Consider the following 24,092-nt stretch of genomic DNA (forward strand, 5'->3'; position numbering starts at 1 on the left):
CAATATTTCTTTAAAAATCAAACATAGAAAAATGATTGTCATTGCCCCGATCCATTTCGTCCACTAAATCGTATTGAATTTCTTCATCATAATCATTTCGTAATTCAATAATATAATCAAAATCATCAAGCGTATATTCCGATTGTGTGACAAATATATCTGGGTGCTCAACAACCTTTGTTGCTGGTAATCTCATAATTTCGCGGACAAGCTGCCAATGCTTTTCATTTGCACGTTTTGTTGAAACAATTCCGTCTAAAATAAAAATATTATCATCATTATACTCATCCTCGATTAGCTGACTTCTTACTGTTTGCTTAATTAACGTAGACGATACAAATAACCATCGTTTATTTGCACAAACACTTGCAGCTACAATGGACTCTGTTTTTCCAACACGCGGCATACCACGAATACCAATTAGCTTATGACCATCTTTTTTCATAATTTCAGCCATAAAGTCAACCAGTAATCCTAATTCATCTCGGACAAAACGAAATGTTTTCTTATCGTCTGCATCTCGTTGTATGTATCTCCCATGACGGACAGCTAATCGATCACGAAGCTTTGGTGGACGATATTTCGTTACCGTTATATTATCCATTGTATTTAAAATCGATTCAAGTCTAGAAATTTGTTCTTGATTCTCACACATTAACAATAGACCTCGACGAGCATTGTCTACACCGTTAATTGTCACAATATTAATACCTAGCATACCGATTAACGAAGAAACGTCACCAAGCAAGCCAGGTCGGTTTTTATGTATTTCATATTCAAAGTACCATTCGATCATCATACACCACTCCCCTGCCTACTTTACACCTACGTACTATAATATCTGATTTTATGTTATTAGGAAAGTGAAATGTCAATACAATGAATTGATTTTTACAAATTAAAAAAAAGAGAGGATCTATTCCTCCCTTTTTTTTACTTATTTTGCACAAATTTTATCATTAAGTTTGCAATGATATGTTTCTCTTGCTCATCTGCTGTTTTCCATAGTTCAGCTAACAACTTTTCTTGGTCGTTATGCGCTTCTACTTCGTTTGCTAAATAATCACCAATACGAAACGCCATCTCAGACACAGCAGCACCATCTAACCCCTTACCTTGTGCCTGTTCTAATCGTTCACCTAAAAAACCTTTCCACTGATCAAAATTATCTAATACTGACATTGCTTTACACCTCGCTATAAGTAATGGAATCATCATTACTATTTACCGTTTTACATTGTTTTATGTATCAACTTCAAACGCCCCATTACTTTTTCATATACTAGCAATGCCAACCACCGTTCACTCCGATAACTTGCCCCGTTATATAAGATGATGCTTGTGAAACTAAAAACGACACTGTATTTGCTACTTCTTCTGATGTGCCTAATCTTCCGACTGGAATTTCTTCAGCTATATTTTGTTTGTCCTCTTCTGAAAACACATGAAGCATCTCTGTTTCAATCGCTCCAGGAGCAATTGCATTTACACGTACCCCACTTAAAGCAACCTCTTTAGCGAGCGCCTTTACATAAGAGTTTTGTGCCCCTTTAACCATTGAATACAGTACCTCGCAAGAAGCTCCAATTTGTCCCCATATAGAAGAGATAACAATAATGTTCCCTTCACGTTTTCGAATCATTTCCGGAAGTGCAAAAGAAACAACTTGATATAAGCTTTTCACTTGCAAATTCATCATTCCATTTAACTGCTCATCTGTTACATCTGTAACTAAGCCAAATATACTCTTTCCAGCAGCATAAACGATAACATCAATTGGATGATGAATTTTCTCCCAAAGCGCCTTTGCGCCTTCTTCACTCGATAAATCTGCTTGAATAGGGATAATATTCCCTAACTGCTCTTGCAAAAGTAACGTACCATTTTTATTTTTGTAATAATGGACATATACTGTATATCCGTCGTTCACCAACCGCTTTACAGTAGCGGAACCAATGCCACCGCTTCCTCCTGTAACCAATGCATACTTCTTCATGGAATTCCTCTCTTTAATACATTATTTCTTTGGCAATACTTGACACACTGTAATGCGCTCTTCATGTAATATACTCTGCGCTACCGCTTGTAAATCTTTTACTGATAGCCCTTCTAAAATAGATAATGCATCGAACAAACTTGAGCCGTTAAATGCATAACGTGTAAACTGGTTTGCAATATATTCTGGAGAATTTAACGAACGTAAAAACCCTCCAATTTTCTTTTTCTTTACCCGCTCTAATGATTCTGCACATAACCCATCATAGTTCGTTTCCAGTAGAATTTGTTTTAAACGTTCAGCTAGCTCATCAGGCTGTTTCGTGTCACCACCAACAACCGCAAAACCAAAAGTATTCTCTTCTGTATAATCATACGAAAACGTGTCATCAATAAGCCCCTCATTATACAAGTTCTCATAATGGGTAGAACTTTTTCCAAATAAATAATCTAGCAGAAGTGTAAAAGCTATTTCTTGCTTTAGTAATTCTTCGCCTTCTCCTTTTAGATCACACGTTTTTACACCTAGTAAACATTTTGGCGTTTGCACTGGCATATGAATTACTTTCTTTTTCTCATTTACTTCATTCGGCTCTTCTTCAATAGACCGAACAATTTCAAGTTGGTCTGTGTAACTTTTCTTCCCTTGATTTTCACGAATCAATGTCATCGTAGCTTCTGGGTCAACTGGACCAACAACAAAGAATAACATATTGCTCGGATGATAAAATGTATTGTAGCATTCATATAATAGATCTTTCGTAATTGGGCTAATGGATTCAATAGTCCCAGCGATGTCAATTTTCACAGGATGGTTCACATATAAGCTATCAATCAGACCAAAGTATAAACGCCAATCTGGATTATCTTGATACATTTGAATCTCTTGTCCGATAATCCCTTTTTCCTTCTCTACTGTTTTCTCTGAAAAGTATGGCTCTTGCACGAAATTTAATAACGTTTCTAAATTTGTTTCCACATTTGATGTACATGAAAATAAATATGCTGTTCGTGTGAAAGAAGTGAACGCATTTGAAGACGCACCTTGCTTGCTAAACAACTGAAATGCATCATGGTCTTCTTTTTCAAACAATTTATGCTCTAAAAAGTGAGCAATTCCATCTGGAACTCTAAGCATCTCTTCTTTTTGAAGGGGCACAAACGTATTATCAATCGAGCCATATTTTGTTGTAAACGTTGCATATGTCTTATTAAAACCTTGCTTCGGTAAAATATATACCTCTAAACCATTTGAAAGCTTTTCATAATATAACGTTTCTTTCAACTGATCGTATACGATTTTTTCCATCTTAAGCTCCCTCCGTTCCATGTAAGAAGTAAATGGTATCTAATTCAATATGATTCGCAACTTTTATAACTTCTTCTTTCGTAACCGAATCTACTTTTGTCACCCATTCCTCCACCGGACGGTCATATCCTGCTACAACTCCATGATATAATAGTTCCATTAAACCACGTGGTGTATCAATCGTCTCTAAAATTTGATTTTTAATCATACTTTTCGTTTGACTCATGTCATCTTCTGAAAATTCACCATCTTGCATCGCTTTCATTTGCTCCTTAATAATGGTAACTGCTTTTTCATAATTTTTCGCTTCAATACCCGACATAACAAAAAGCAAACCTTTATGACTTTCATAGCGCGATGCCGCATAGTACGCTAAACTATTTTTCTCACGTACATTTACAAATAATTTCGAATGTGAAAACCCACCAAATAAACCATTAAACAACTGTAAAGCAAAGTAATCTTCATCGCGATATGTAATATATGTACGATAACCAATATTTAATTTACTTTGCTTTAACTCTTGTTTTTCCACAATCTCTTGTTCTTTTTCACTTCTTTTATGAAGCAGTACCTTTTTTTCTCTCGGCTGACGCGGTGAAATTGAAAAATATTGACGCACAAGATCCGCAGTATTTTCAGCTACATCCCCAATAATATAAAGGTCCATTTCATCTTCAGCTAATACTCGCTTATAACACGCATATAAAGAATCCTTCGTTATAGATGAAACCTTCTCTTTTTGGCCGTTTGCACTAAAGCGATATGCCTCTACTTTACACATTTCTTCAATTAACCGTTCATTCGCATAACGCATTTTATCATCAAGTGTCGCTTCAATTCGCTGCACAAGCGCACGCTTTTCACTTTCAACAATAGATTGTAAAAACGCTTCGCCTTCTGCAGCTGGCTGTAACAAAACTTTCGCTAACATTGCCAGTGCCTTTTCAAAAAGTGGTGTACTATCTTGTAAATATACTTCATTGGCAACATCCATATAAAGGGAGATAACATGCTCTTCTCCCTTTTTACTCACATCTACAACAAGAGAAGCACCATATAGCTCTTCTAAATATTGACGTACTTTAAGGACAGATGGATGTTCCTTCGTTGCACTTTGTAAAACATATGGCAATAAAGCACGCTCTGTTACTGTTTCTTCACATAAAGGTGCCTTTAAGCGTAATACAAGCGTATTTGTTTTATATTTTGTCGTTGGAATAATATGTACTCGTAAACCACCCAACTCATGTGTATGTTGTTTCATAAGTTCCATATGTAAACCTCCTTTATCATTTCAAAAGATTCTTCTTCACTATACCGTTTTTAAAAAAGAAAATGCAACTTCTTCCATTCAATACAAAAAGCATTGAATTATAAATAGTGTATGTAAAAAAGCTTACACTAATGTGCAAGCTTTTTTTAAGAGTATACTTTATAAAGAATATCCATACGAAAAACGAACTTCCTATTAACGTTTTCCCTTTTCATACGGAATGCCAAGCGCTTTTGGCGCTTCTGATTTCCCAACAAATCCAACAAGCGCTAATATCGTTAACACATACGGTAAAATTGTTAAAAACACACTTGGAATTTGATCTAAACCTGGTATTGTTCCTCCCGTAATACTAAGAGATTGTGCAAAACCGAAGAATAATGCAGCTACTAAAGCACCAAGTGGATTCCATTTTCCAAAAATCATCGCTGCTAACGCCAAGAAACCTTGTCCTGTAATTGTTGTTGCAGAAAAGTTATTTGAGATAGATGTGGCAAATACGGCACCACCAATCCCAGCAAATAACCCCGACAAACAAACAGCAATGTAACGCATTTTATATACGTTAATTCCCATTGTATCCGCTGCCATCGGATGTTCACCAACAGCACGTAAACGAAGGCCAAATGGCGTTTTATATATTACATAAGAAACAACAAACGCTAAAATGATTGCAATATAAGATGTTACAGGTACGTTAGAAAAGAAAATCTCTCCAATAACCGGGATGTCAGAAAGTCCTGGAATATCAATCTTTTCGATACGATATTCAATGAAATCCGTTTGACCTTTCCCAAAAATCTTTTTAATTGCAAATACAGTAAGACCAAGTGCTAAGAAGTTAATAGCTACACCACTTACTACTTGATCGGCACGGAACGTAACAGACGCAACAGCATGAAGAAGAGCAAATATCGCTGAAGCGAAACCTGCAATTAAAATAGCAATCCACGGCGTCATCGCTCCCCAAGTATCACCCATTAATAGTGTAACAACAATACCAATAAAAGCACCAAATAACATTAATCCCTCTAATGCAATATTTACAACCCCAGCACGTTCACTAAACACCCCACCAAGTGCGGTAAAAATAAGTGGTGCTGACATATATAACGTTCCTGTAACAATAATTGCGATAATATCTAGGAAGCTCATTTATTTCCCCTCCTTGCTAAAACGAGAAAGCGCCCATCGTATTACGTAGCTACATGCAACAAAGAAAATGATACATGCAATAATGACACTAATTAGCTCGGATGGCACATTCGCATCAAAGTTCATTTGCGGCGCAGCGCTTTTTAATCCACCAAATAAAAGAGCAGCGAATATAATACCAAACGCATTGTTCGCACCAAGAAGAGCTACCGCGATACCATCAAATCCAATCCCTGTAAAAGAAGTTGCAGCCGTCATGTTTTGGAATGTACCAAGACCTTCCATTGCACCCGCAATCCCTGCAAATGCCCCAGCAATTGTCATAGAAAGTACGACATTACGAGAAACTTTCATACCCGCATATTGAGAAGCATGTCTATTAAATCCAACTGATTTTAACTCATAACCAAGCGTTGTACGCTCAAGCAAGAACCACATAATAATTGCTGCGATAATAGCTACTGCAATTCCCCAGTGTAACCTTGATCCATCTGTTATTGATGATAGCCACTCAGAAGATAAAGAAGCACTTTGCTGAATATCATGCGATTTTTCATCTCCTGCATATATAAACTTTCTAATAACATCATATGTTACATACAAGGCGATGTAGTTCATCATAATTGTTACAATAACTTCGTTTACTTGATATTTTCCTTTTAAATAACCCGGAACAAATCCCCAAATCCCTCCAGCAATCGCCGCCACTAATATTGATAGTGGAATGTGAAGAAATGAAGGTAGAGAAACTGCATATCCAAACCATACCGATGCAAGCCAACCAACTAACAATTGACCTTCCACCCCAATATTAAACAACCCTGTTCGAAATGCAAATGCAACAGATAATCCAGCAAGTACAAGCGGGATCATTGTTCTTAACGTTTCTCCCATTGCATTTGGATTTCCAACCATTCCTTCCCAAAGAGCAGCATAACCAGCAATTGGATCATATCCACCTACAAGCATAATAATGGCTCCAACAAACAAGCCAAATATAACAGATAAGACCGGTACTAGTATGTGAATTGTACGATCTGTTAAAAGCTTTTTAGCCATTTTCTTTCACCTTCTCTTTCTGTTTGCCGCCAGCCATTAAAAGACCTAATTGTTGTTCATTTGTTTCTTTTGCATCCACAATAGCAACAATTTTCCCTTCATAAATTACAGCAACGCGATCACTTACATTTAAAATCTCAGATAGTTCTAACGATAATAACAATACAGCTTTTCCGTTATCACGCTGTTCAACTAGCTTTTGATGAATAAATTCAATCGCCCCAACATCTAAACCACGTGTTGGTTGTGCTGCAATTAACATATCTGGGTTGCGATCTACTTCACGAGCGATAATCGCCTTCTGTTGGTTCCCGCCAGATAGAGCTCTTGCTGCTGTATGTTCACTTGGTGTACGTACGTCAAACTGTTCAATTAACGCTTTTGCTTTTTCATAGATTTTCGAGAAGTTTAAAACACCTTTATTTGAAAATGGAGTTTGATAGTATGTTTGCAGAACAATATTATCTCCAATTGAAAAATCAAGAACAAGCCCGTGTTTATGGCGATCTTCTGGAATATGCCCAACGCCTTCTTCCGTAATCTTCCTTACTGGCCAGTTTGTAATCTCTTTTCCTCGAAGTTTAATAGAACCAGATTCTATCTTTCTAAGGCCAGTAATCGCTTCAATAAGCTCACTTTGACCGTTACCATCAATTCCAGCAATACCAACAATTTCCCCAGCACGTACTGTTAAATCTAACCCTTTTACAGCAGGTAAATTTCTAGCATCGTGCACAACTAGATTTGAGATCTTTAGTACGTCTTCACATGGTTTGGCGTCTGACTTTTCTGTCTTGAAATTCACTTGACGTCCGACCATCAATTCTGCCAATTGATCTTCATTTGTAGTTGCAACATCTACTGTTCCAATTCCTTTTCCTTTACGAATAATTGTGCAACGGTCACACACTTCCATAATTTCTTTTAGTTTATGAGTAATAAGAACGATAGACTTTCCTTCTTGTACAAGCTTTTTCATAATAGCAATAAGCTCTTGAATTTCTTGAGGCGTTAATACGGCTGTTGGTTCATCAAAAATTAATATATCCGCACCTCGGTACAGCGTTTTTAAAATTTCAACACGTTGCTGCATCCCAACAGATATATCTTCTATCTTTGCATATGGATCAACCGCTAATCCGTAGCGCTCCGACAATTCTTGTATTTCTTTTGCAGCTTTATCGATCGCCACTTTGCCGTTTTTTTTCGGTTCATTTCCTAGAATAATATTTTCGGTAACTGTAAAATTATGAACAAGCATAAAGTGCTGATGTACCATGCCGATTCCAAGGTCGTTTGCGACATTTGGATTCGTAATGTTTACAGGTTTCCCTTTAATTTTAATTTCACCTTGTTCAGGCTGGTATAAGCCGAACAAAACATTCATTAATGTTGATTTCCCAGCACCATTTTCTCCAAGTAACGCATGAATTTCTCCTTGTTTTACTTGCAGCGTAATATCGTCATTCGCAACAATTCCGGGGAATACTTTTGTAATGTTATTCATCTCAATTACGTATTCCATACTCTTTTCCTCCTTAATAGGACAATGATATATACAAAGGTTAGTTCTACGAACTAACCTTTGTCATTCCTTTAGCATTATTTTGCTAAAGAAGCCTCATATGTTTTGTACTCATCTGGAGTAGCTGGTACTTTAATTTTCCCATCAACGATTTGTTTCTCAAACTCTTCTACTTTTGTTAAAATCTCTGGATTTACTTTTTTAATATTATCCTGTGTTGATGCAATCATAATACCGTCATCTTTCAAACCAAATTCTTCTGTTTTTCCACCTTTTAATTTACCGTCCATTGCTTCTTCTGCTACTTTCGCTACTGCAATGTCAACACGTTTTACCATAGATGTTAATGTTACATTCTCTGGCATACCTTCTTGATGTTGATCACGGTCAACACCAATTACCCATACATCTTCACCTTTTTTCTTACGGTTTTTCGCTTCTGTGAATACACCGTTACCTGTTGCACCAGACGCATGATAAATTACGTCTACACCTTGTCCATACATAGCAGATGCTAATACAGAACCTTTTTCTGGCTTGTCAAAAGCTTCAGCGTATTGAGATACAACTTCAATGTCAGGATTTACAGCTTTTACCCCTGCTTTAAATCCATATTCGAACTTCTCAATTAATGGTGCCTTTGCTCCGCCAATGAAACCAACTTTATTTGATTTTGTTGTCATTGCTGCAGCAACTCCAACTAAGAAAGAACCTTCATGGTCTTTAAATGTAATACTTGTTACATTATCTTTGTCTACTACTGTATCAACGATTGCAAACTGTTTATCTGGAAACTTATCTGCCATTTCAGTAATAGATTTATTCATAATATATCCAATCCCAAACGTTACGTCATAATCTGCTTTTGCAAATTTTGTTAAGTTCGGAATGTAATCAGCTTCTTTTGTAGATAAAAGATAACGATATCCTTCATTTTCTTTCAAACCATTATCTTTACCGAATTTCGTCAAACCTTCCCATGCAGATTGGTTAAATGATTTATCATCTACACCACCTACGTCTGTAACCATACCAACTTTAAAATCTTTATTTGCTTTGTCCCCGCTTGCTTTCTCTGAGTTGCCACAAGCTCCTAACATCGTGCTCGCTGCTAATGTTAATGATAATAAAATACCCGCTTTTTTCTTCATACTAGAAACCCCTCCTGAAATATACATATCTTTTTTATAAACCACCATGTCCAAATATCTTGCTGTCACCCCCCTAAAAGGTAAGTCTTACATACGTTTTCTTAGGACATGGAAACTAAACTTATCTGCTCTAAAATAATTAATAGAGTATAAGATTGGTTCATCATTTTGATCGTAGTGCATTTGTTTTAAAACAAGTAACGCTGTTTCAGGTTCACATTGCAAAATTGGTGAAATTTTCGCATGATACCCAATTGGTTCAATGTGAGCAACTGCATATGTAATACGTTTATGTGTGTTATTATGAATAACTGTCAACAACGACTCTTCTGTGTATTCCGATAAATCAGTCAATACTTCTTTTGCTAACTTGTCCACACAATATACAACAGGTTCCCCATCTGCTGTACGAACGCGTTCAATCGTTAATGCTTCAAAACCTTCTTTACTACGAAACTTCTCTTTTTCTTCTTCTGTTAAACTCGTTGTAGACGAGGATAAAAACACTGTTCCTGGCTTCTTGCCAGCACTTGTAATCATATCGGTAATGCTAGACAGCTGTTCAATTCCAGAAGAGAATAGTGGCTTCCCATTCACAAATGTACCTACACCGTGTCTACGAATGACAACGTTTTCTTCTTCTAAAATACGAAGCGCCTCTCGTAACGTCGCTCTGCTTACACCAAGCTCTTTTGCCAGATCAAATTCTGAAGGTAATTTTTGTTTTTCTTTATATACCCCACTTTTAATCTTCTCTTTAATGTAATCGATCACTCTTAAATATAAGTGCCGACTGTCCGATTTTACTGACATAAGATTCCCCCACATCTCACTTATTCGACTTCTGATGTAAGACATCTTTTCTCGTTTTTTCCAAAATAAATATAACATGAATTAGCGGAAACAGAAATAAAAATATTGCAATTTGTCGAATAAATGTTAATAATTTTTTAAGATTAAATTTTCTATATTCAACCTATAAAAAAAACTTGCACGTTAACATTTCTCACAAGGAGAAAATATTACGTACAAAGTTCCTACATCCTTTGCCTTCTGCATTTTCTCCCCATAGTCTAGCATTTTATGGCTGCTAGGTAGAAACTTATGGACCATACTTCCAAGATTATATGAGGTAATATTCATTGTTTTCGAAGTTATCTTATCACTTGTACCAATAAGTGTCAACAGAATTCGACAACTTTATTTTTAAAAAATCGAACATTATGCAACATACAAAATAAAGTATTCGTATTCTGTTTCTAACAACCAAAATGTAAACCCTTTCTTTTTAGTTGTCATACCTATTCTACTATCCATTTTATTATCTGCATATAAAAAAGGTCGGTTAGATTATCATCTAACCGACCTTTTTATGAACTCTTTTCTTGTGTATCTTTAATCAATACTTCACGTGGTTTACTTCCTTCATAAGGACCCACTACACCATTCATCTCCATAGCATCAATTAATCTTGCTGCCCTTGTATAACCAACTCTAAAACGACGCTGAAGCATAGACACAGAAGCTGTTTGCATCTCAACAACAAGCTGTACAGCCTCATCGTATAAATCATCTTCTACTTCCTGTTTTGTTTCCGGTACATCTTGTGGAATCATATCTTCTTGGTACTGTGCTTTTTGCTGCGCTACAACATACTCTACAATACTCTCTACTTCTTCGTCAGATAAGAATGCTCCTTGTACACGAACAGGCTTTGAAGCACCAATTGGTACGAATAGCATATCTCCACGTCCTAATAGTTTTTCAGCACCACCTGTATCTAAAATCGTTCTCGAGTCTGTTTGGGAAGAAACTGCAAACGCGATACGCGATGGAATATTCGCTTTAATGACACCTGTAATGACATCAACAGATGGGCGCTGCGTTGCAATAATTAAATGAATACCAGCAGCACGAGCCATTTGAGCAAGACGCATAATCGCATCTTCAACATCAGAGGATGCAACCATCATTAAATCTGCCAACTCATCAACAATTACTACGATATATGGTAATTCTGGTTGTTTCGCTTCTGACTGTTCATTATGTTGCTTTATATATTCATTATATCCCTCTATATTACGAGTCCCTGTATGAGCAAATAATTCATAACGACGCTCCATCTCACTTACTACTTTTTTCAATGCTTGTGATGCTTTTTTCGGATCTGTTACAACTGGTGTCAACAAATGGGGTACACCATTATATACATTTAACTCAACCATCTTCGGGTCAATCATCATAAGCTTTACTTCATGAGGCTTCGCACGCATTAAAATGCTTGTAATAATACCATTAATACATACACTTTTTCCACTACCAGTCGCACCTGCTACAAGTAAATGGGGCATCTTATTTAAACGTGCTAATACTGCTTCACCAGTAATATCACGTCCAAGGCCAATCAATAATTTTTCTTCTGGATGATTGTTCGCTTTCGAATCTAATACTTCACGAAGTGTTACAATCGCAACCTCTGAGTTTGGCACTTCGATGCCGACTGCAGATTTCCCAGGAATTGGCGCTTCAATCCGAATATCTTTCGCCGCTAAAGCAAGCGCTAAGTCATCACTTAAACTAACAATTTTACTTACTTTCACGCCCATATCAGGGTACACTTCATACTTCGTAACAGCTGGTCCTTTATGCACCTTTGTTACTTTCGCTTTCACACCAAAACTTTGAAACGTTCGTTCTAACTTACGAGCATTTTCATAAATTTTCTCATTCTCGTTTGTAAACGTCTTATTTTTAGGTAACTTTAATATATCTAAAGGTGGTAGTTTATAATCTTTATTTTCCACGTCAGCAAAATGCATAGGTGGTGCTACAATATCTCCCTCTAAAGATTCTACTATCTTCTCACCTTTTCTTCTTTTTGGATTCTCTTCTTTCACAGGAGGCAACTCTTCTTCACTTATTTCAGATATAATTTCTTTCTCTTCTTTTTGCTCTGGTATAGAGTAATGTTCTGCAAAGTTTGAAATGATTGGTGGTCCAACATCTACTTCTTCTACACGCTCGTCCACTTCTATTAAATCTTGTTCTTGTATTGGCTCTACACTTCGTTTACGCGCAGGCTTTTTCTTTTCTGTTTTCTCAGCTTTTCGCCTTGCACGCCAATCTTTATAATCTTCTTGAAACACTTGAAATTGATTCCTTAAAAACCTTCCAATTGGTTCAAGTACTTCTCCAATATGTTTGTTTGTAATACATAAAAGGCCGAGTATAACAAAGATAATACCAATAATATATGCTCCTACTTCATCAAATAAAAAGTAACATGTCGCAAACATAATGGCACCAAACATCCCGCCGCCTAAATGAACAGAATCGATACCTTTTTTCATTTCCACAAAGAATAAATCTTTTGTACTTACAATAACAGATGGACTTTCTACCGCTCCATCTTTCGTAAGCAATTGAAACAAGGTAATATGACTAAACATTAAAATTGCAAATACAATTAAATACACACCAATTAGCCGCTTATTTAATAAATCTGGCCACTCTCGTTTTATAACAAATGCGATAGAAAGTGCAATAACACCAATCACTCCAAGTATGTACCATTCTCCAAAGAAGAATCTAAAAAATAACACAAATGCATTCCCAACTACACCAAGTTGTAAAATTGTAATAATGGAAAGCGCAAAAAGAGTCAAACCGACGATTTCGTAATGCAAAGTTGGTTTTATAGTCCGTCTTTCTTTCGTTTTCTTCCCTCTTTGCTTTTGTTTTACCATTTCTTCACCTCAAATTTCTCAATAAAAGTAGAACGTTATCATTAAAGCGTTCCCAGTATATCATCCTATCACCATTATTTTCACCCTGCTATTCCTACATGAAAGAGATGAAACTTTCGCTATTCCAAATAGCGGAAAAACAGAAGAAAGCAGCCTATATATACATGGCTGCTCCACCGTCTTGTTTTTTATATTATACCATAGCCTATAAGGAAAATCCTTCTTTTTGCTGCACTGAGATTTTTTGACCTGGCTCATAAAGCAAAAAATGTTCTGGGTTTGTACTTAGTACACGCAAGATAGAATAATCGTATTCACTTCCTACTGAAACAAGCATTTCAACTCCGTTAATATTTACTACTTTTTGCTGAGCAATTTGAGAATGGTCAATTGGATAAATGAGCTCTTCTGGCATAACCGTATATAAAATCATTGTAATAAATCCCCATCCGTTTTCATTTTCGCATCAATCAACTCGTTTAACTTTTGAATCGCTTGTCCTATCCCACCAACATCATCAATCAAACCGTATTTCACAGCATCTCCACCAACAACATTTGTACCAATATCGCGTGTTAAATTCCCCTTTGCAAACATTAACTCTTTAAAACGATCTTCTGTTACTTTTGAATGTTTTGTTACGAAACGGACAACACGCTCTTGCATTTTATCTAAATACTCAAATGTTTGCGGAACACCGATTACAAGACCAGTAAGGCGAATTGGATGAATCGTCATTGTCGCTGTTTCTGCAATGTATGAATAATTTGTAGATACAGCGATTGGCACACCAATCGAATGCCCACCACCAAGCACAAGAGAAACAGTTGGTTTTGAAAGTGAAGCGACCATTTCTGAAATAGCAAGCCCTGCCTCAACATCTCCGCCAACTGTATTTAATAAAATCAGTAATCCTTCAATTTTAGGATTTTGTTCAATCGCAACAATTTGTGGAATGATATGTTCATATTTCGTCGTTTTATTTTGCGGAGGCAACTGAACATGCCCTTCAATTTGTCCTACAATTGTTAAGCAATGAATACGCGATTCATTCATTTGCGGCACATTTGTTTGTCCTAACTGCTGAATTTTTTCAAGTACCGACGCTTCCTTTGATCCTTCTTTTTTTTCACTCTCTTGTTCTTCATTCATTACATGATCACGTTCTGTCATATTGCATCCCCTTTCTCTCGTATACCACTATTATTTCTTATGTGATAAAATTCATGCGAATGAGAAAAAAGAAAAACCGCCTATATAGGCGGTTTCACATTATACTTCCATAATAATTGGTAAAATCATCGGTTTTCTCTTTGTTTCTTCAAATAAATATTGACCAAGTAGCTCACGAATATTTTGTTTTAACATAGACCATTCAATTGAATATTCTTTAATAGACTGTTCTACAATTGTACGAACAATTTCTGTCGATTTCTCAATTAACTGTTCTGATTCACGAACATAAACAAATCCTCGTGAAATGATTTCTGGCCCTGAAATAATCTTTTTCTCATCTTTTCCTAATGTAACAACAACAACTAAGATACCATCTTGCGATAACATTTTTCGATCACGCAATACGATGTTCCCTACATCACCGATACCTAAACCATCAATTAACACATTTCCTGCTTGTACTTTACCAGCTAATTTCGCTTCTTCACCTTCAAAAGCAACAACGTCACCTTTTTCTACAATGAAAATATTGTTTCGTCCTACCCCAACTTCTTCTGCTAAGTGTGCATGTGCTTTTTGCATACGAAACTCACCATGTACAGGTATAAAATACTTTGGTTTCATTAAATTCAACATAAGCTTTAATTCTTCCTGAGCACCATGCCCAGAAACGTGAACTTTTCTTTCACCATAATATACAACATCCGCACCTGCTCGAAACAGTAAATCAATTGTTTTAGAAACAGACATCTCATTTCCAGGGATTGGTGATGCTGCAATAATAACTGTATCACCTTTACGAATCGACACTTGTTTGTGCGCATTTTTCGCCATACGCGATAAAGCTGCCATCGGTTCCCCTTGACTACCTGTTGTTAAAATTGTAACTTGTTTTTCCGGATAGTTATCTACATCTTGTAAAGAAATAAACATCCCTTCTGGAATATGTAAGTAACCGAGTCGACGCGCAATATCTACAACTTTCACCATGCTACGACCAACAACAGCTACTTTGCGCCCTGTTTCATATGCAGCATCAAAAACTTGTTGAATACGATGAACGTTAGATGCAAATGATGCAACAATTAAACGGCCTTCTGCTTTATGGAAAACTTTAGAGATTTCTAAACCAACTTCCCTCTCAGATCCTGTATATCCTGGTCTTTCAGCATTTGTACTGTCAGATAATAAGCACAGAACCCCTTCGTTACCAATTTGGGCCATTTTACCAATATCAGCTCCACTATTTCCAATTGGAGTTTGGTCAAACTTAAAATCTCCTGTATACACAATTGCACCTTTAGAAGTATGGAAGCAAACACCTACTGAATCCGGTATACTATGTGTTGTTCCAAAGAATGAAACTGTCGTTGTATTAAATTCAACTGTCGAATTAGAATCAATTTGCTTTAATTCCACACGACCTAACATACCCGCTTCGCTTAATTTCTCTTGAATTAATCCGATTGTTAATTTTGTCGCATAAACCGGAATCGATAATTTACGTAACACATAAGAGATTCCACCAATGTGATCCTCATGTCCATGTGTTATAAATAAACCTTTCACTCGATCTTTATTCTCTTCTAAATATGTAATATCAGGGATTACAATGTCAATTCCGAACATTTCATCTTCTGGAAACATAAGACCTGCATCAACAATGAAAATTTCAGAATCAATTTCTACACAATACATATTCTTTCCTATTTCGCCCACCCCACCGAGCGCAAATACTTTTACAACGTCTATCTCTTTTTTCTTCATGTTGTTGCCTGGTTTAAAAACCTTGCAAACGCTGATTTCCTACTACCAACGCAGAGAAACCAGGGGAAACTCTACCATCACTATATATTTTCACCATCCGTAATGAATGCTCTTACATGCGATATTATGTTCCTTTTCGTTTTTTAAACCAGGTTTCACCTCTCTTTCGTTATATACATCAAATATTTATGCAATATATTATAATATTCTCCACATCATAAATTTACCATATTTGCTAAGCATACCCGTACTAAGCTACTTAGCCATATTATAACTGATACGAGAAATAGAACACAAGTTAATTTATTTAGAAAGAGAGAAATACATTTTTACATGTTAGCCAATTCATTGTTATATACAACGAAAAACCATTTATTCATCAGCATTAAACATTATCTCACAACATAAAACCGACAGAGTAACATAGTCTCTGTCGGTTTTATGTTGAAAAGCCTTCTCTAATAGCTCTTCCTTATATTTATTAACGCGAAATAGATTGTATAACAGTAAGTAGTTGCTTTCTCTCGTCTTCTGTTAATGGTAATAGAGGAAGACGAACAGAACCTACATCAAGTCCTACTATTTGCAGCGCTGTTTTTACAGGTGTTGGACTTGGTGCCATAAAGAGCACGTTTGTTACTTTTACAAGTAATTGATGAAGTTTTTGTGCTTTCTTCATGTCACCTTCTTCAAACGCAGTAATCATTTCTTGCATTTCATTTCCCATTACATGAGAAGAAACAGAAACAATTCCTTTTGCACCAATTGCCATTGCTGGTAATGTTAAACCATCATCACCGCTATATACAGCAAAATCATCTGCTGTTTGTTCAATGATTTCAGTCATTGTTAATACATCGCCACCTGCATCTTTTAAAGCCACGATATTTGGTATTTTTGACAAACGAACAACTGTATCAACAGAAATTTGTACAATAGATCGACCTGGAACATTATATAACATAACCGGCAATTCTGTACTTTCAGCAATTGCTTTAAAATGCTGATATAGACCTTCTTGATTTGGCTTATTATAGTACGGCGCAACTAACATAACAGCATCCACACCCGCTTCTGCTGCTTTCTTTGTCAACTCAATTGACGCATGTGTATTATTGCTACCAGTTCCAGCGATTACGGGCACCCTTTTATCGACAACAGATACGACATGGCGATATAACGCTACCTTTTCTTCAGATGTTAATGTAGGAGATTCACCTGTTGTTCCACCTACAACGATTGATGTTGTACCGTTATCAATTAAATAGTTTACCAATTTTGTTGTCTTTGCAAAATCAATGTTTCCATTGATGTCAAACGGAGTCACCATTGCTGTTGCAATTGTCCCAAAATCTATCATGCTCTCACTCCTTATTGTTCCAGCTGCTTTTCTTTTGAAAGATCAAATGCACCATGAAGTGCATTTACAGCCCCTACTAAATCTTCTTCTTTCACAAGCACCCAAATTGTCGTATGACTATCGGCAGATTGTAAAATTTGTACACCTTTCTCTGCTAGTGCTGTAACAATTTTCGCAGTCACACCTGGAATACCTGCCATACCAGCACCAACAATAGAAACTTTCGCACAATGCTCTGTTACAATTGGCTCATAGCCAAGTTGTCGAAGGACTTCAACTGCTCGGCTTGCTACATCATCACTTACAGTGTAAGCCACACCAGTTGGCGAAATATTAATAAGGTCTACACTTATCTTTTCATTTGCCATCTCTTTAAATACTTGTGCTTGTAAATCATATGTTCCTTCTTTTGCCAACACTTTAATTTGCGTGACGCCAGAAACATGTGCAATTCCTGTTACAGGACGTTCTTCAACATCACGCCCTTTTGTAGCACCGTCATATGCAGTAATAAGTGTACCAAGGCTATCTGAGTATGTTGAACGCACACGAAGAGGTACTTTTGCATGCATCGCAATTTCAACAGCACGTGGGTGTACTACTTTTGCACCTTGATATGCCATATTACAAATTTCATTGTATGTTACATTTTCTAAATGACGTGCATCTTTTACAATGCGTGGGTCAGCAGTCATAACACCTTCCACATCTGTAAAAATATCAATATACTCTGCTCCAAGAGCAACACCTAATGCTGAAGCAGATGTATCACTACCACCGCGCCCAAGTGTTGTCGTATCGCCGTCTTTCGTCTGACCTTGGAATCCAGTTACAACGACAACATCTACTTCTTCTAATTCTTTCAATAGGCGATCACAATTCATTTCGATAATTTTCGCATTTGTAAAATCATCATTTGTTACAAAACCAGCTTGTGCTCCAGTTAGAGCTGCCGCTTTTATACCATTTTCATTTAACATGTTTGAAAATACAATCGCTGAGATTAACTCACCACAAGATAGCAGTAAATCTTGTTCACGTTTTGAAATATGACATTCCTTTTCATTCACAAGATTTAATAACGTATCTGTTGCATATGGTTCTCCTTTACGGCCCATTGCAGATACAACAATTACTACTTTATAGTCATCTTTTAATGATTTTTGAATATGGTGAAGCGCATGCTGCCTTCCATTTTCATCACGTACAGATGTACCACCAAATTTTTGGACAATAATTTTCATTTTCGCACCTTCTTTTAGCCGTTTACACTAATTGTAATTTTACTAATCGTTCTGCGATTTGAACAGAGTTCCACGCGGCACCTTTTAATAAATTGTCAGATACGACCCAAAGATGGAATCCTTTATCATTATTCAAATCTTTACGAATGCGTCCAACAAATACTTCATTTTTTCCTACCGCATTAGCTGGCATTGGGTATAGTTGTTCCGCTGGATTATCTTGCAGGACAACCCCTTCTGCATTTGCTAATAAACTACGCATCTCTTCTACTGTTACACCTTCTTTTCCGACTTCCATATAAACAGATTCAGAGTGACCAGATACGATTGGCAAACGAACACATGTCGCTGCTACTTCAAGCTCTGGCATATGCATAATTTTTTTCGTTTCATTAATCATTTTCATCTCTTCGAATGTAAAACCATTTTCTTCAAACTTATCAATTTGCGGAATTGCATTAAAAGCAATTTGATAATGTTTTTCATCACCTTTTACAGGCAATACAGCTGCCTTTACTTCTTCACCATTTAAAATTGCTTGAGATTGTTCGTGAAGTTCGTCAATTGCAGCAGCACCTGCTCCTGATACAGCCTGATATGTGGAAACGATTACTCGTGTTAAACCAAATTGCTGACGAATCGGCTCAAGAGCTACTACCATTTGAATTGTCGAACAGTTTGGATTAGCGATAATCCCGTTATGCTCTAATAAGTCCTTCTCATTTACTTCTGGTACAACAAGTGGAACATTTTCTGTCATACGGAATGCACTTGTGTTATCAACAACAATTGCTCCTCGCTTTGCTGCTTCTGGCGCCAATTGTTTTGATACAGATCCACCCGCACTGAAGAGTGCAATGTCGACTCCTTCAAAGCTTTCAGGTGTTGCTTCTTGCACAACTACTTCTTCACCTTTATATACAAGTTTTTTACCTGCTGAACGTTTAGAAGAAAGTAACGTTAACTTTCCAATCGGAAAGTCCCTTTGTTCTAAAGTATTTAACATTTGTTCACCAACTGCGCCGGTTGCTCCAACTACAGCGACATGAAAAGATTTTTTCTTTTCCATCACTATGCCCCTTTCTACATACCAATCCTTCTATAATGAGAATGAAAAGGAGTAAAGTATTACTCCTCAAAATTCTTAATAGCATTAATTCTATCATATTCTGCAACAAGTTTGATGGTTTCAGAAAAAATTTTGTCTGTTTTTTCACTTTCAGCTCATATATCGAAATTTCTCTACTACAACAGGTTGCAGTTGCTTACCTTCTATCGCTTCTGTAATTGTATCTTGAAGAAGTTCCATCCGTGCCACCATTGAATTCGGCTTACTTTGCGGTGCATCTTGCCCAAACGGGACAAAGTAAATGTTTTTCGTTGCCATTAAGCGCATAAGGTTAACCCCATTCAAACCAAGGGCATCGTTTGTTGAAACAGCGAGTACAACAGGTTTACAGTTTCTAAGTGTTGCTTTCGCTGCCATTAAAACTGGAGAATCTGTCATTGCATTCGCAAATTTACTCATTGAATTTCCTGTTAGCGGAGCGATAACCATACAATCAAGTGGGATTTTCGGTCCTAATGGTTCTGCTTTTACAATCGAATCAATTACTTTATGACCTGTAATAGATTCGATTCTTTCAACCCATTCTTCTCCTTCACCAAATCTTGTATTTGTTGTTTGCAATGTATAAGAAACAACCGGTAACACTTCTGCTCCTTCTGCTACAATTTTTTCTAAATACGGCATAACCTCTGCATACGTACAATGAGAACCTGTCAATCCAAAACCAATTCGTTTCCCTTTTAAACTCATTTTTTCTTCTCCTTTCCTGTTTGGATATCAGCTATTAATAAGTTAGAAAGGACGTTCGCAAGAATTTGCCCTGCCGTTTTCGGAGCAACAATGCCAGGAAGCCCCGGTGCAAGCAATGCCTTTATTCCACGCTTTTCTGCGTATCTAAAATCCGTTCCTCCAGGCTTAGAAGCTAAATCAATAATTAGTGTGTGTGCTGGCATCTTTGCAATAACGTTTGCAGTGACAATTTGGTGTGGGATTGTATTAATCACGATATCAATATCTTCCACTTCTTCTTCTATATCCTTCATATGAAAAGGTGAAAATGTCATTTCAGTAATACGTGCAATATGTTCCGAACGACGTGCACCTACTTTTACAGTTGCCCCAAGCGCTTGAAACGCTCTCGCTACACTCATTCCTGTTCTACCAAAACCAAGAACCATCACTTTCGAACCGTGAATGGTATAATCAGTGTGTTGAATTACCATCATAATTGTACCTTCGACTGTAGGAATAGAATTGTAAATTGCCACATCATCACGGTCGAATAATTTCACAAGTTTTCGATTCGTAGCAGAAATAATCGTATCTAAGTAAGAGTTACTAATACCTGAGTAAATTGTAAAGTGCGATGGTGTTTTTTCAATCTGCTCCTTCGTAAGAACAACTTTTTCATTTGAGAAAAGTGTATCGACCTCTCCTTGTGGGTTCGTTCCTGCTACTGGTAAAATAATCGCATCTAAAGAAGTGAAATCTAGGTTTTGCATGCTTTCTTTTGCAGCACCAGTGAATCCATGATCCAGCTGCTCAAATCCTACTAATGACAATTTTGCATCAAGCTCGACTAGCTTACGAATCACCTCTAGCTGCCGCGCATCTCCTCCAATGACAGCGATATGGATATCAGTCAACATTCCTTACTTCACCTTCTTTTTCTCTCATTCTAATAAAAACGCCTACTTTTTCTTTTTCCTCCACATCATATGTAACGTATGAGCTTTGGGTGATTGAATTTTCTAGGAAAGCTTTTCGTTAATCTCTTAATTAAAGTTTTAGGAAACAATAAATGAAATGTACACAATACAAAAAGACCTACAAGTTTTCCTTGTAGGCCTTTTCAAACATACGTTATCACGCATTAACAAGCTATCTGAAAAAATGATTGGCTAGGCTAACCATTAATGATGGATAAACCCTATTGCTTGAAACTTCACTTTATTTCTGAATGATTCCTTTTGGTAGCTCTCCAGTTGGGCTAATTAAGGCTGCCGAGAACTCATCTGTAAATATATTATGAATTAAAGTATCTACATCAGCTTTTGTTACAGCATTAACACTTTCAATAATTTCATCCAAGGAGCGATGTTTTTTTAGAAGCAGTTCGTTTTTACCGTTACGACTCATACGGCTATTTGTACTTTCTAAACTTAACATTAAATTTCCTTTTAATTGTTCTTTACTATTCATAAGCTCTTTTTCTGTAATACCCGTATCTTTTAATGATTGTAACGTTTGTTGAATTGTTTCATACAGTGTGTCTAATTGCTGACTTCCTGTACCACCATAAATTGTTAACATCCCCGTATCTTCATAAGAAGAATGGTAGGAGAAAACAGAATATGCTAAACCGCGTTGTTCACGTACTTCTTGGAATAAACGACTACTCATACTACCACCTAATACATTGTTTAATACGATTAAGTTATAAATGTCCTTGTTACCCATTTGTAATCCTTGAAAACCTAGACAAAGATGCGCTTGTTCCGTTTCTTTCTTACGAGCAACTTTGTTTGGATGGAAGATTGGGCTATGTACTTGTTCACGATTTGTTGTTCCTTCGTAATTTCCAAAATATTTCTCTACTGTTTGGACAAACATTTCATCAATATTTCCAGCAATCGAAACAACGATATTTTCCGGTGTATAATGATCTTTTATATATTGACGAAGTGTATCGCCTGTAAAGGTTTCAAGTGTTTGCTCCGTTCCTAAAATCGGATAACCAAGTGGATGCGTCTCATACGTTGCTTTCGTCAACATATCATGTACAATATCATCCGGCGTATCTTCATACATTTTAATTTCTTCAAATACAACATTTTTTTCTTTCTTTAATTCTTCTTCAACAAATGTAGAATTAAAGAACATATCCGCTAAAACATCAAGCGCATAATTAGCGTGCTCATCTAATACTTTTGCATAATAGCATGTATATTCTTTCGATGTGAAAGCATTTACTTGACCACCAATACTATCAAATGACTCTGCAATTTCCCTTGCGCTACGTGTTTTCGTTCCTTTGAAGAACATGTGCTCTAAAAAGTGAGAAATACCATTATTTTTTTCATTTTCATTTCTTGATCCAGCATGAATCCATATTCCAATGGCGACAGAACGAACTGTCGGAATATGTTCTGTTACAATTCGCACACCATTTTTACAAGTATATTTTTTAATCAAAAACTTTCCTCCTAATGCCAATTTATATATAATAATTTCTATTATTTAATCATAACAAGTTTAAGAATGAATGTCATGTAAATGATTTAATCCAAACGCTTTTCATCCATTAAAGCAGATACACTCCCAACCTCATAACCTTGTTCTTTCAACTTCGTGATAAGAGTATGTAACGATTCAGCAGTAGGTGCGGTTGGATGCATTAATATAATAGCGCCCGGGTGCACTTTTCCCATTACACGCTCGATGATTACGGATGGTTCAGGTCTTTGCCAATCAATTGTATCTACAGTCCACATAATTGTTCGCATCTGTAATTTAGATGCTATATCCACTACATCATCACGAAAACTACCGCTTGGGGGAGCAAACCATTTTACTTTTTTATTTGTTGCAGCTTCAATGATTTCATTCGTTTTTTGAAGTTGTTCATGAATGGAACCTACAGATAAAGTTTTCATATCAGGATGTGTATAGGAATGATTCCCCACTTCTTGTTTTGCATCAACAATCATTTTAGCGAACCTTACATTTTCTTTCACCCAGCGCCCTTCAAGAAAAAACGTGGCTGTTACATTATGTTTATGTAACGTTTCTAACATACGCGGGAGATATTCGTTCCCCCATGCAACATTAATTGTAAGCGCAACCATTTTTTTATTTGCATTTCCTCTATAGATTGGTGCTGGTGGTAAGTCTTTCAAATGGACTTTCGGTGAGACTTCCTTATATACAAGAAGATTTTCGTTAAACACCCCTCTCTTTTTCATATTCATGTACGACATTTTCACATCTACTTCTTTCCCATTATAACCCGGTACTGCCTTCCACACTCTGTCTATCACAGCATTTTTCGGAGCAATTGTGTAGGACTTCGACTTTTCACGAATTTCCTCATATAGTACATCTTTCGCATTTACTACATAGAAAAAAGAAGTTATTGATAATAAAAGAACTAATAGCAAGACTATACGCCTTTTCATATAAAAAATCCTCCTGTTATAACTCATAAATAACAAAAAATCTTAATTTCTCCTTATCATAGTTAATTTGAACGTTCTCGTT

The 24,092-nt window shown here is 36.5% G+C and carries 21 protein-coding genes and 1 riboswitch; all 21 genes read right to left on the bottom strand.

Annotation, left to right across the window (positions count from 1 at the left end; genetic code table 11):
* Positions 1-10 precede the first annotated feature (10 nt).
* Positions 11-796 (bottom strand): DUF3388 domain-containing protein, encoded by a 786-nt coding sequence (locus BAMA_RS02030; RefSeq protein WP_034636204.1) that lies wholly within the window; start codon positions 794-796, stop codon positions 11-13.
* A 137-nt stretch (positions 797-933) separates the two neighbouring features.
* Positions 934-1,182 carry a DUF3243 domain-containing protein gene (locus BAMA_RS02035; RefSeq protein ID WP_034635670.1) on the bottom strand — a complete coding sequence of 83 codons (249 nt, stop codon included), beginning with the start codon at positions 1,180-1,182 and terminating at the stop codon, positions 934-936.
* A 100-nt stretch (positions 1,183-1,282) separates the two neighbouring features.
* Complete coding sequence (gene ymfI, locus BAMA_RS02040; protein WP_034635671.1) at positions 1,283-1,996, bottom strand: elongation factor P 5-aminopentanone reductase; 714 nt, start codon at positions 1,994-1,996, stop codon at positions 1,283-1,285.
* 21 nt (positions 1,997-2,017) lie between these two features.
* Positions 2,018-3,304, bottom strand: coding sequence for an EF-P 5-aminopentanol modification-associated protein YfmH (yfmH, locus tag BAMA_RS02045; RefSeq protein WP_034635672.1), 1,287 nt, complete (start codon positions 3,302-3,304; stop codon positions 2,018-2,020).
* 1 nt (position 3,305) lies between these two features.
* The gene (gene yfmF / locus BAMA_RS02050; RefSeq protein WP_034635673.1) at positions 3,306-4,580 is read right to left on the bottom strand and encodes an EF-P 5-aminopentanol modification-associated protein YfmF; all 1,275 of its coding nucleotides are present in this window, start codon (positions 4,578-4,580) and stop codon (positions 3,306-3,308) included.
* A gap of 195 nt (positions 4,581-4,775) precedes the next feature.
* Entirely contained in the window at positions 4,776-5,735 is a 960-nt protein-coding gene (locus tag BAMA_RS02055) for an ABC transporter permease (protein ID WP_034635674.1), read from the bottom strand.
* Positions 5,736-6,794 carry an ABC transporter permease gene (locus BAMA_RS02060; RefSeq protein WP_034635675.1) on the bottom strand — a complete coding sequence of 353 codons (1,059 nt, stop codon included), beginning with the start codon at positions 6,792-6,794 and terminating at the stop codon, positions 5,736-5,738.
* Entirely contained in the window at positions 6,787-8,319 is a 1,533-nt protein-coding gene (locus tag BAMA_RS02065; RefSeq protein ID WP_034635676.1) for an ABC transporter ATP-binding protein, read from the bottom strand. The genes BAMA_RS02060 and BAMA_RS02065 overlap by 8 nt, the downstream gene beginning before the upstream one ends.
* A gap of 77 nt (positions 8,320-8,396) precedes the next feature.
* Positions 8,397-9,470, bottom strand: a complete 1,074-nt coding sequence (locus BAMA_RS02070; protein ID WP_034636207.1) for a BMP family lipoprotein — start codon at positions 9,468-9,470, stop codon at positions 8,397-8,399.
* Positions 9,471-9,557: 87 nt separating this feature from the next.
* A complete protein-coding gene (locus tag BAMA_RS02075; protein ID WP_034635677.1) occupies positions 9,558-10,283 on the bottom strand; it encodes a GntR family transcriptional regulator in 726 nt (241 codons plus the stop codon).
* Between the two features lie 236 nt (positions 10,284-10,519).
* Positions 10,520-10,621: riboswitch (purine riboswitch) on the bottom strand.
* Between the two features lie 219 nt (positions 10,622-10,840).
* Entirely contained in the window at positions 10,841-13,216 is a 2,376-nt protein-coding gene (locus BAMA_RS02080; protein ID WP_034635678.1) for a DNA translocase FtsK, read from the bottom strand.
* 205 nt (positions 13,217-13,421) lie between these two features.
* Positions 13,422-13,649 (bottom strand): YlzJ-like family protein, encoded by a 228-nt coding sequence (locus BAMA_RS02085; protein ID WP_034635679.1) that lies wholly within the window; start codon positions 13,647-13,649, stop codon positions 13,422-13,424.
* The gene (locus BAMA_RS02090; RefSeq protein WP_415782850.1) at positions 13,646-14,368 is read right to left on the bottom strand and encodes a ClpP family protease; all 723 of its coding nucleotides are present in this window, start codon (positions 14,366-14,368) and stop codon (positions 13,646-13,648) included. The genes BAMA_RS02085 and BAMA_RS02090 overlap by 4 nt, the downstream gene beginning before the upstream one ends.
* A gap of 120 nt (positions 14,369-14,488) precedes the next feature.
* Positions 14,489-16,159: a ribonuclease J gene (locus BAMA_RS02095; RefSeq protein WP_034635681.1), complete on the bottom strand. Its 1,671-nt coding sequence runs from the start codon at positions 16,157-16,159 to the stop codon at positions 14,489-14,491.
* 481 nt (positions 16,160-16,640) lie between these two features.
* Entirely contained in the window at positions 16,641-17,519 is an 879-nt protein-coding gene (dapA, locus tag BAMA_RS02100; RefSeq protein WP_034635682.1) for a 4-hydroxy-tetrahydrodipicolinate synthase, read from the bottom strand.
* An 11-nt stretch (positions 17,520-17,530) separates the two neighbouring features.
* Positions 17,531-18,763 (bottom strand): aspartate kinase, encoded by a 1,233-nt coding sequence (gene dapG / locus BAMA_RS02105; RefSeq protein WP_034635683.1) that lies wholly within the window; start codon positions 18,761-18,763, stop codon positions 17,531-17,533.
* 22 nt (positions 18,764-18,785) lie between these two features.
* A complete protein-coding gene (gene asd, locus BAMA_RS02110; RefSeq protein WP_034635684.1) occupies positions 18,786-19,832 on the bottom strand; it encodes an aspartate-semialdehyde dehydrogenase in 1,047 nt (348 codons plus the stop codon).
* A 150-nt stretch (positions 19,833-19,982) separates the two neighbouring features.
* Positions 19,983-20,582: a dipicolinate synthase subunit B gene (locus tag BAMA_RS02115; RefSeq protein WP_034635685.1), complete on the bottom strand. Its 600-nt coding sequence runs from the start codon at positions 20,580-20,582 to the stop codon at positions 19,983-19,985.
* Positions 20,579-21,481 (bottom strand): dipicolinic acid synthetase subunit A, encoded by a 903-nt coding sequence (gene dpaA / locus BAMA_RS02120; protein ID WP_034635686.1) that lies wholly within the window; start codon positions 21,479-21,481, stop codon positions 20,579-20,581. The genes BAMA_RS02115 and dpaA overlap by 4 nt, the downstream gene beginning before the upstream one ends.
* 301 nt (positions 21,482-21,782) lie before the next feature.
* Positions 21,783-23,027, bottom strand: a complete 1,245-nt coding sequence (locus BAMA_RS02125; protein ID WP_034635687.1) for a M16 family metallopeptidase — start codon at positions 23,025-23,027, stop codon at positions 21,783-21,785.
* Positions 23,028-23,113: 86 nt separating this feature from the next.
* A complete protein-coding gene (locus tag BAMA_RS02130) occupies positions 23,114-24,010 on the bottom strand; it encodes a polysaccharide deacetylase family protein (RefSeq protein ID WP_034635688.1) in 897 nt (298 codons plus the stop codon).
* Positions 24,011-24,092 lie beyond the last annotated feature (82 nt).

The sequence above is a fragment of the Bacillus manliponensis genome, from assembly GCF_000712595.1.
GTDB classification, from domain to species: domain Bacteria; phylum Bacillota; class Bacilli; order Bacillales; family Bacillaceae_G; genus Bacillus_A; species Bacillus_A manliponensis.

Excerpts from the sequence above, each read along its gene's own strand:
- BAMA_RS02030 (WP_034636204.1), bottom strand. The coding sequence starts at position 796 with ATGATCGAATGGTACTTTGAATATGAAATACATAAAAACCGACCTGGC.
- BAMA_RS02035 (WP_034635670.1), bottom strand. The coding sequence starts at position 1,182 with ATGTCAGTATTAGATAATTTTGATCAGTGGAAAGGTTTTTTAGGTGAA.
- ymfI (WP_034635671.1), bottom strand. The coding sequence starts at position 1,996 with ATGAAGAAGTATGCATTGGTTACAGGAGGAAGCGGTGGCATTGGTTCC.
- yfmH (WP_034635672.1), bottom strand. The coding sequence starts at position 3,304 with ATGGAAAAAATCGTATACGATCAGTTGAAAGAAACGTTATATTATGAA.
- yfmF (WP_034635673.1), bottom strand. The coding sequence starts at position 4,580 with ATGGAACTTATGAAACAACATACACATGAGTTGGGTGGTTTACGAGTA.
- BAMA_RS02055 (WP_034635674.1), bottom strand. The coding sequence starts at position 5,735 with ATGAGCTTCCTAGATATTATCGCAATTATTGTTACAGGAACGTTATAT.
- BAMA_RS02060 (WP_034635675.1), bottom strand. The coding sequence starts at position 6,794 with ATGGCTAAAAAGCTTTTAACAGATCGTACAATTCACATACTAGTACCG.
- BAMA_RS02065 (WP_034635676.1), bottom strand. The coding sequence starts at position 8,319 with ATGGAATACGTAATTGAGATGAATAACATTACAAAAGTATTCCCCGGA.
- BAMA_RS02070 (WP_034636207.1), bottom strand. The coding sequence starts at position 9,470 with ATGAAGAAAAAAGCGGGTATTTTATTATCATTAACATTAGCAGCGAGC.
- BAMA_RS02075 (WP_034635677.1), bottom strand. The coding sequence starts at position 10,283 with ATGTCAGTAAAATCGGACAGTCGGCACTTATATTTAAGAGTGATCGAT.
- BAMA_RS02080 (WP_034635678.1), bottom strand. The coding sequence starts at position 13,216 with ATGGTAAAACAAAAGCAAAGAGGGAAGAAAACGAAAGAAAGACGGACT.
- BAMA_RS02085 (WP_034635679.1), bottom strand. The coding sequence starts at position 13,649 with ATGATTTTATATACGGTTATGCCAGAAGAGCTCATTTATCCAATTGAC.
- BAMA_RS02090 (WP_415782850.1), bottom strand. The coding sequence starts at position 14,368 with ATGAATGAAGAACAAGAGAGTGAAAAAAAAGAAGGATCAAAGGAAGCG.
- BAMA_RS02095 (WP_034635681.1), bottom strand. The coding sequence starts at position 16,159 with ATGAAGAAAAAAGAGATAGACGTTGTAAAAGTATTTGCGCTCGGTGGG.
- dapA (WP_034635682.1), bottom strand. The coding sequence starts at position 17,519 with ATGATAGATTTTGGGACAATTGCAACAGCAATGGTGACTCCGTTTGAC.
- dapG (WP_034635683.1), bottom strand. The coding sequence starts at position 18,763 with ATGAAAATTATTGTCCAAAAATTTGGTGGTACATCTGTACGTGATGAA.
- asd (WP_034635684.1), bottom strand. The coding sequence starts at position 19,832 with ATGGAAAAGAAAAAATCTTTTCATGTCGCTGTAGTTGGAGCAACCGGC.
- BAMA_RS02115 (WP_034635685.1), bottom strand. The coding sequence starts at position 20,582 with ATGAGTTTAAAAGGGAAACGAATTGGTTTTGGATTGACAGGTTCTCAT.
- dpaA (WP_034635686.1), bottom strand. The coding sequence starts at position 21,481 with ATGTTGACTGATATCCATATCGCTGTCATTGGAGGAGATGCGCGGCAG.
- BAMA_RS02130 (WP_034635688.1), bottom strand. The coding sequence starts at position 24,010 with ATGAAAAGGCGTATAGTCTTGCTATTAGTTCTTTTATTATCAATAACT.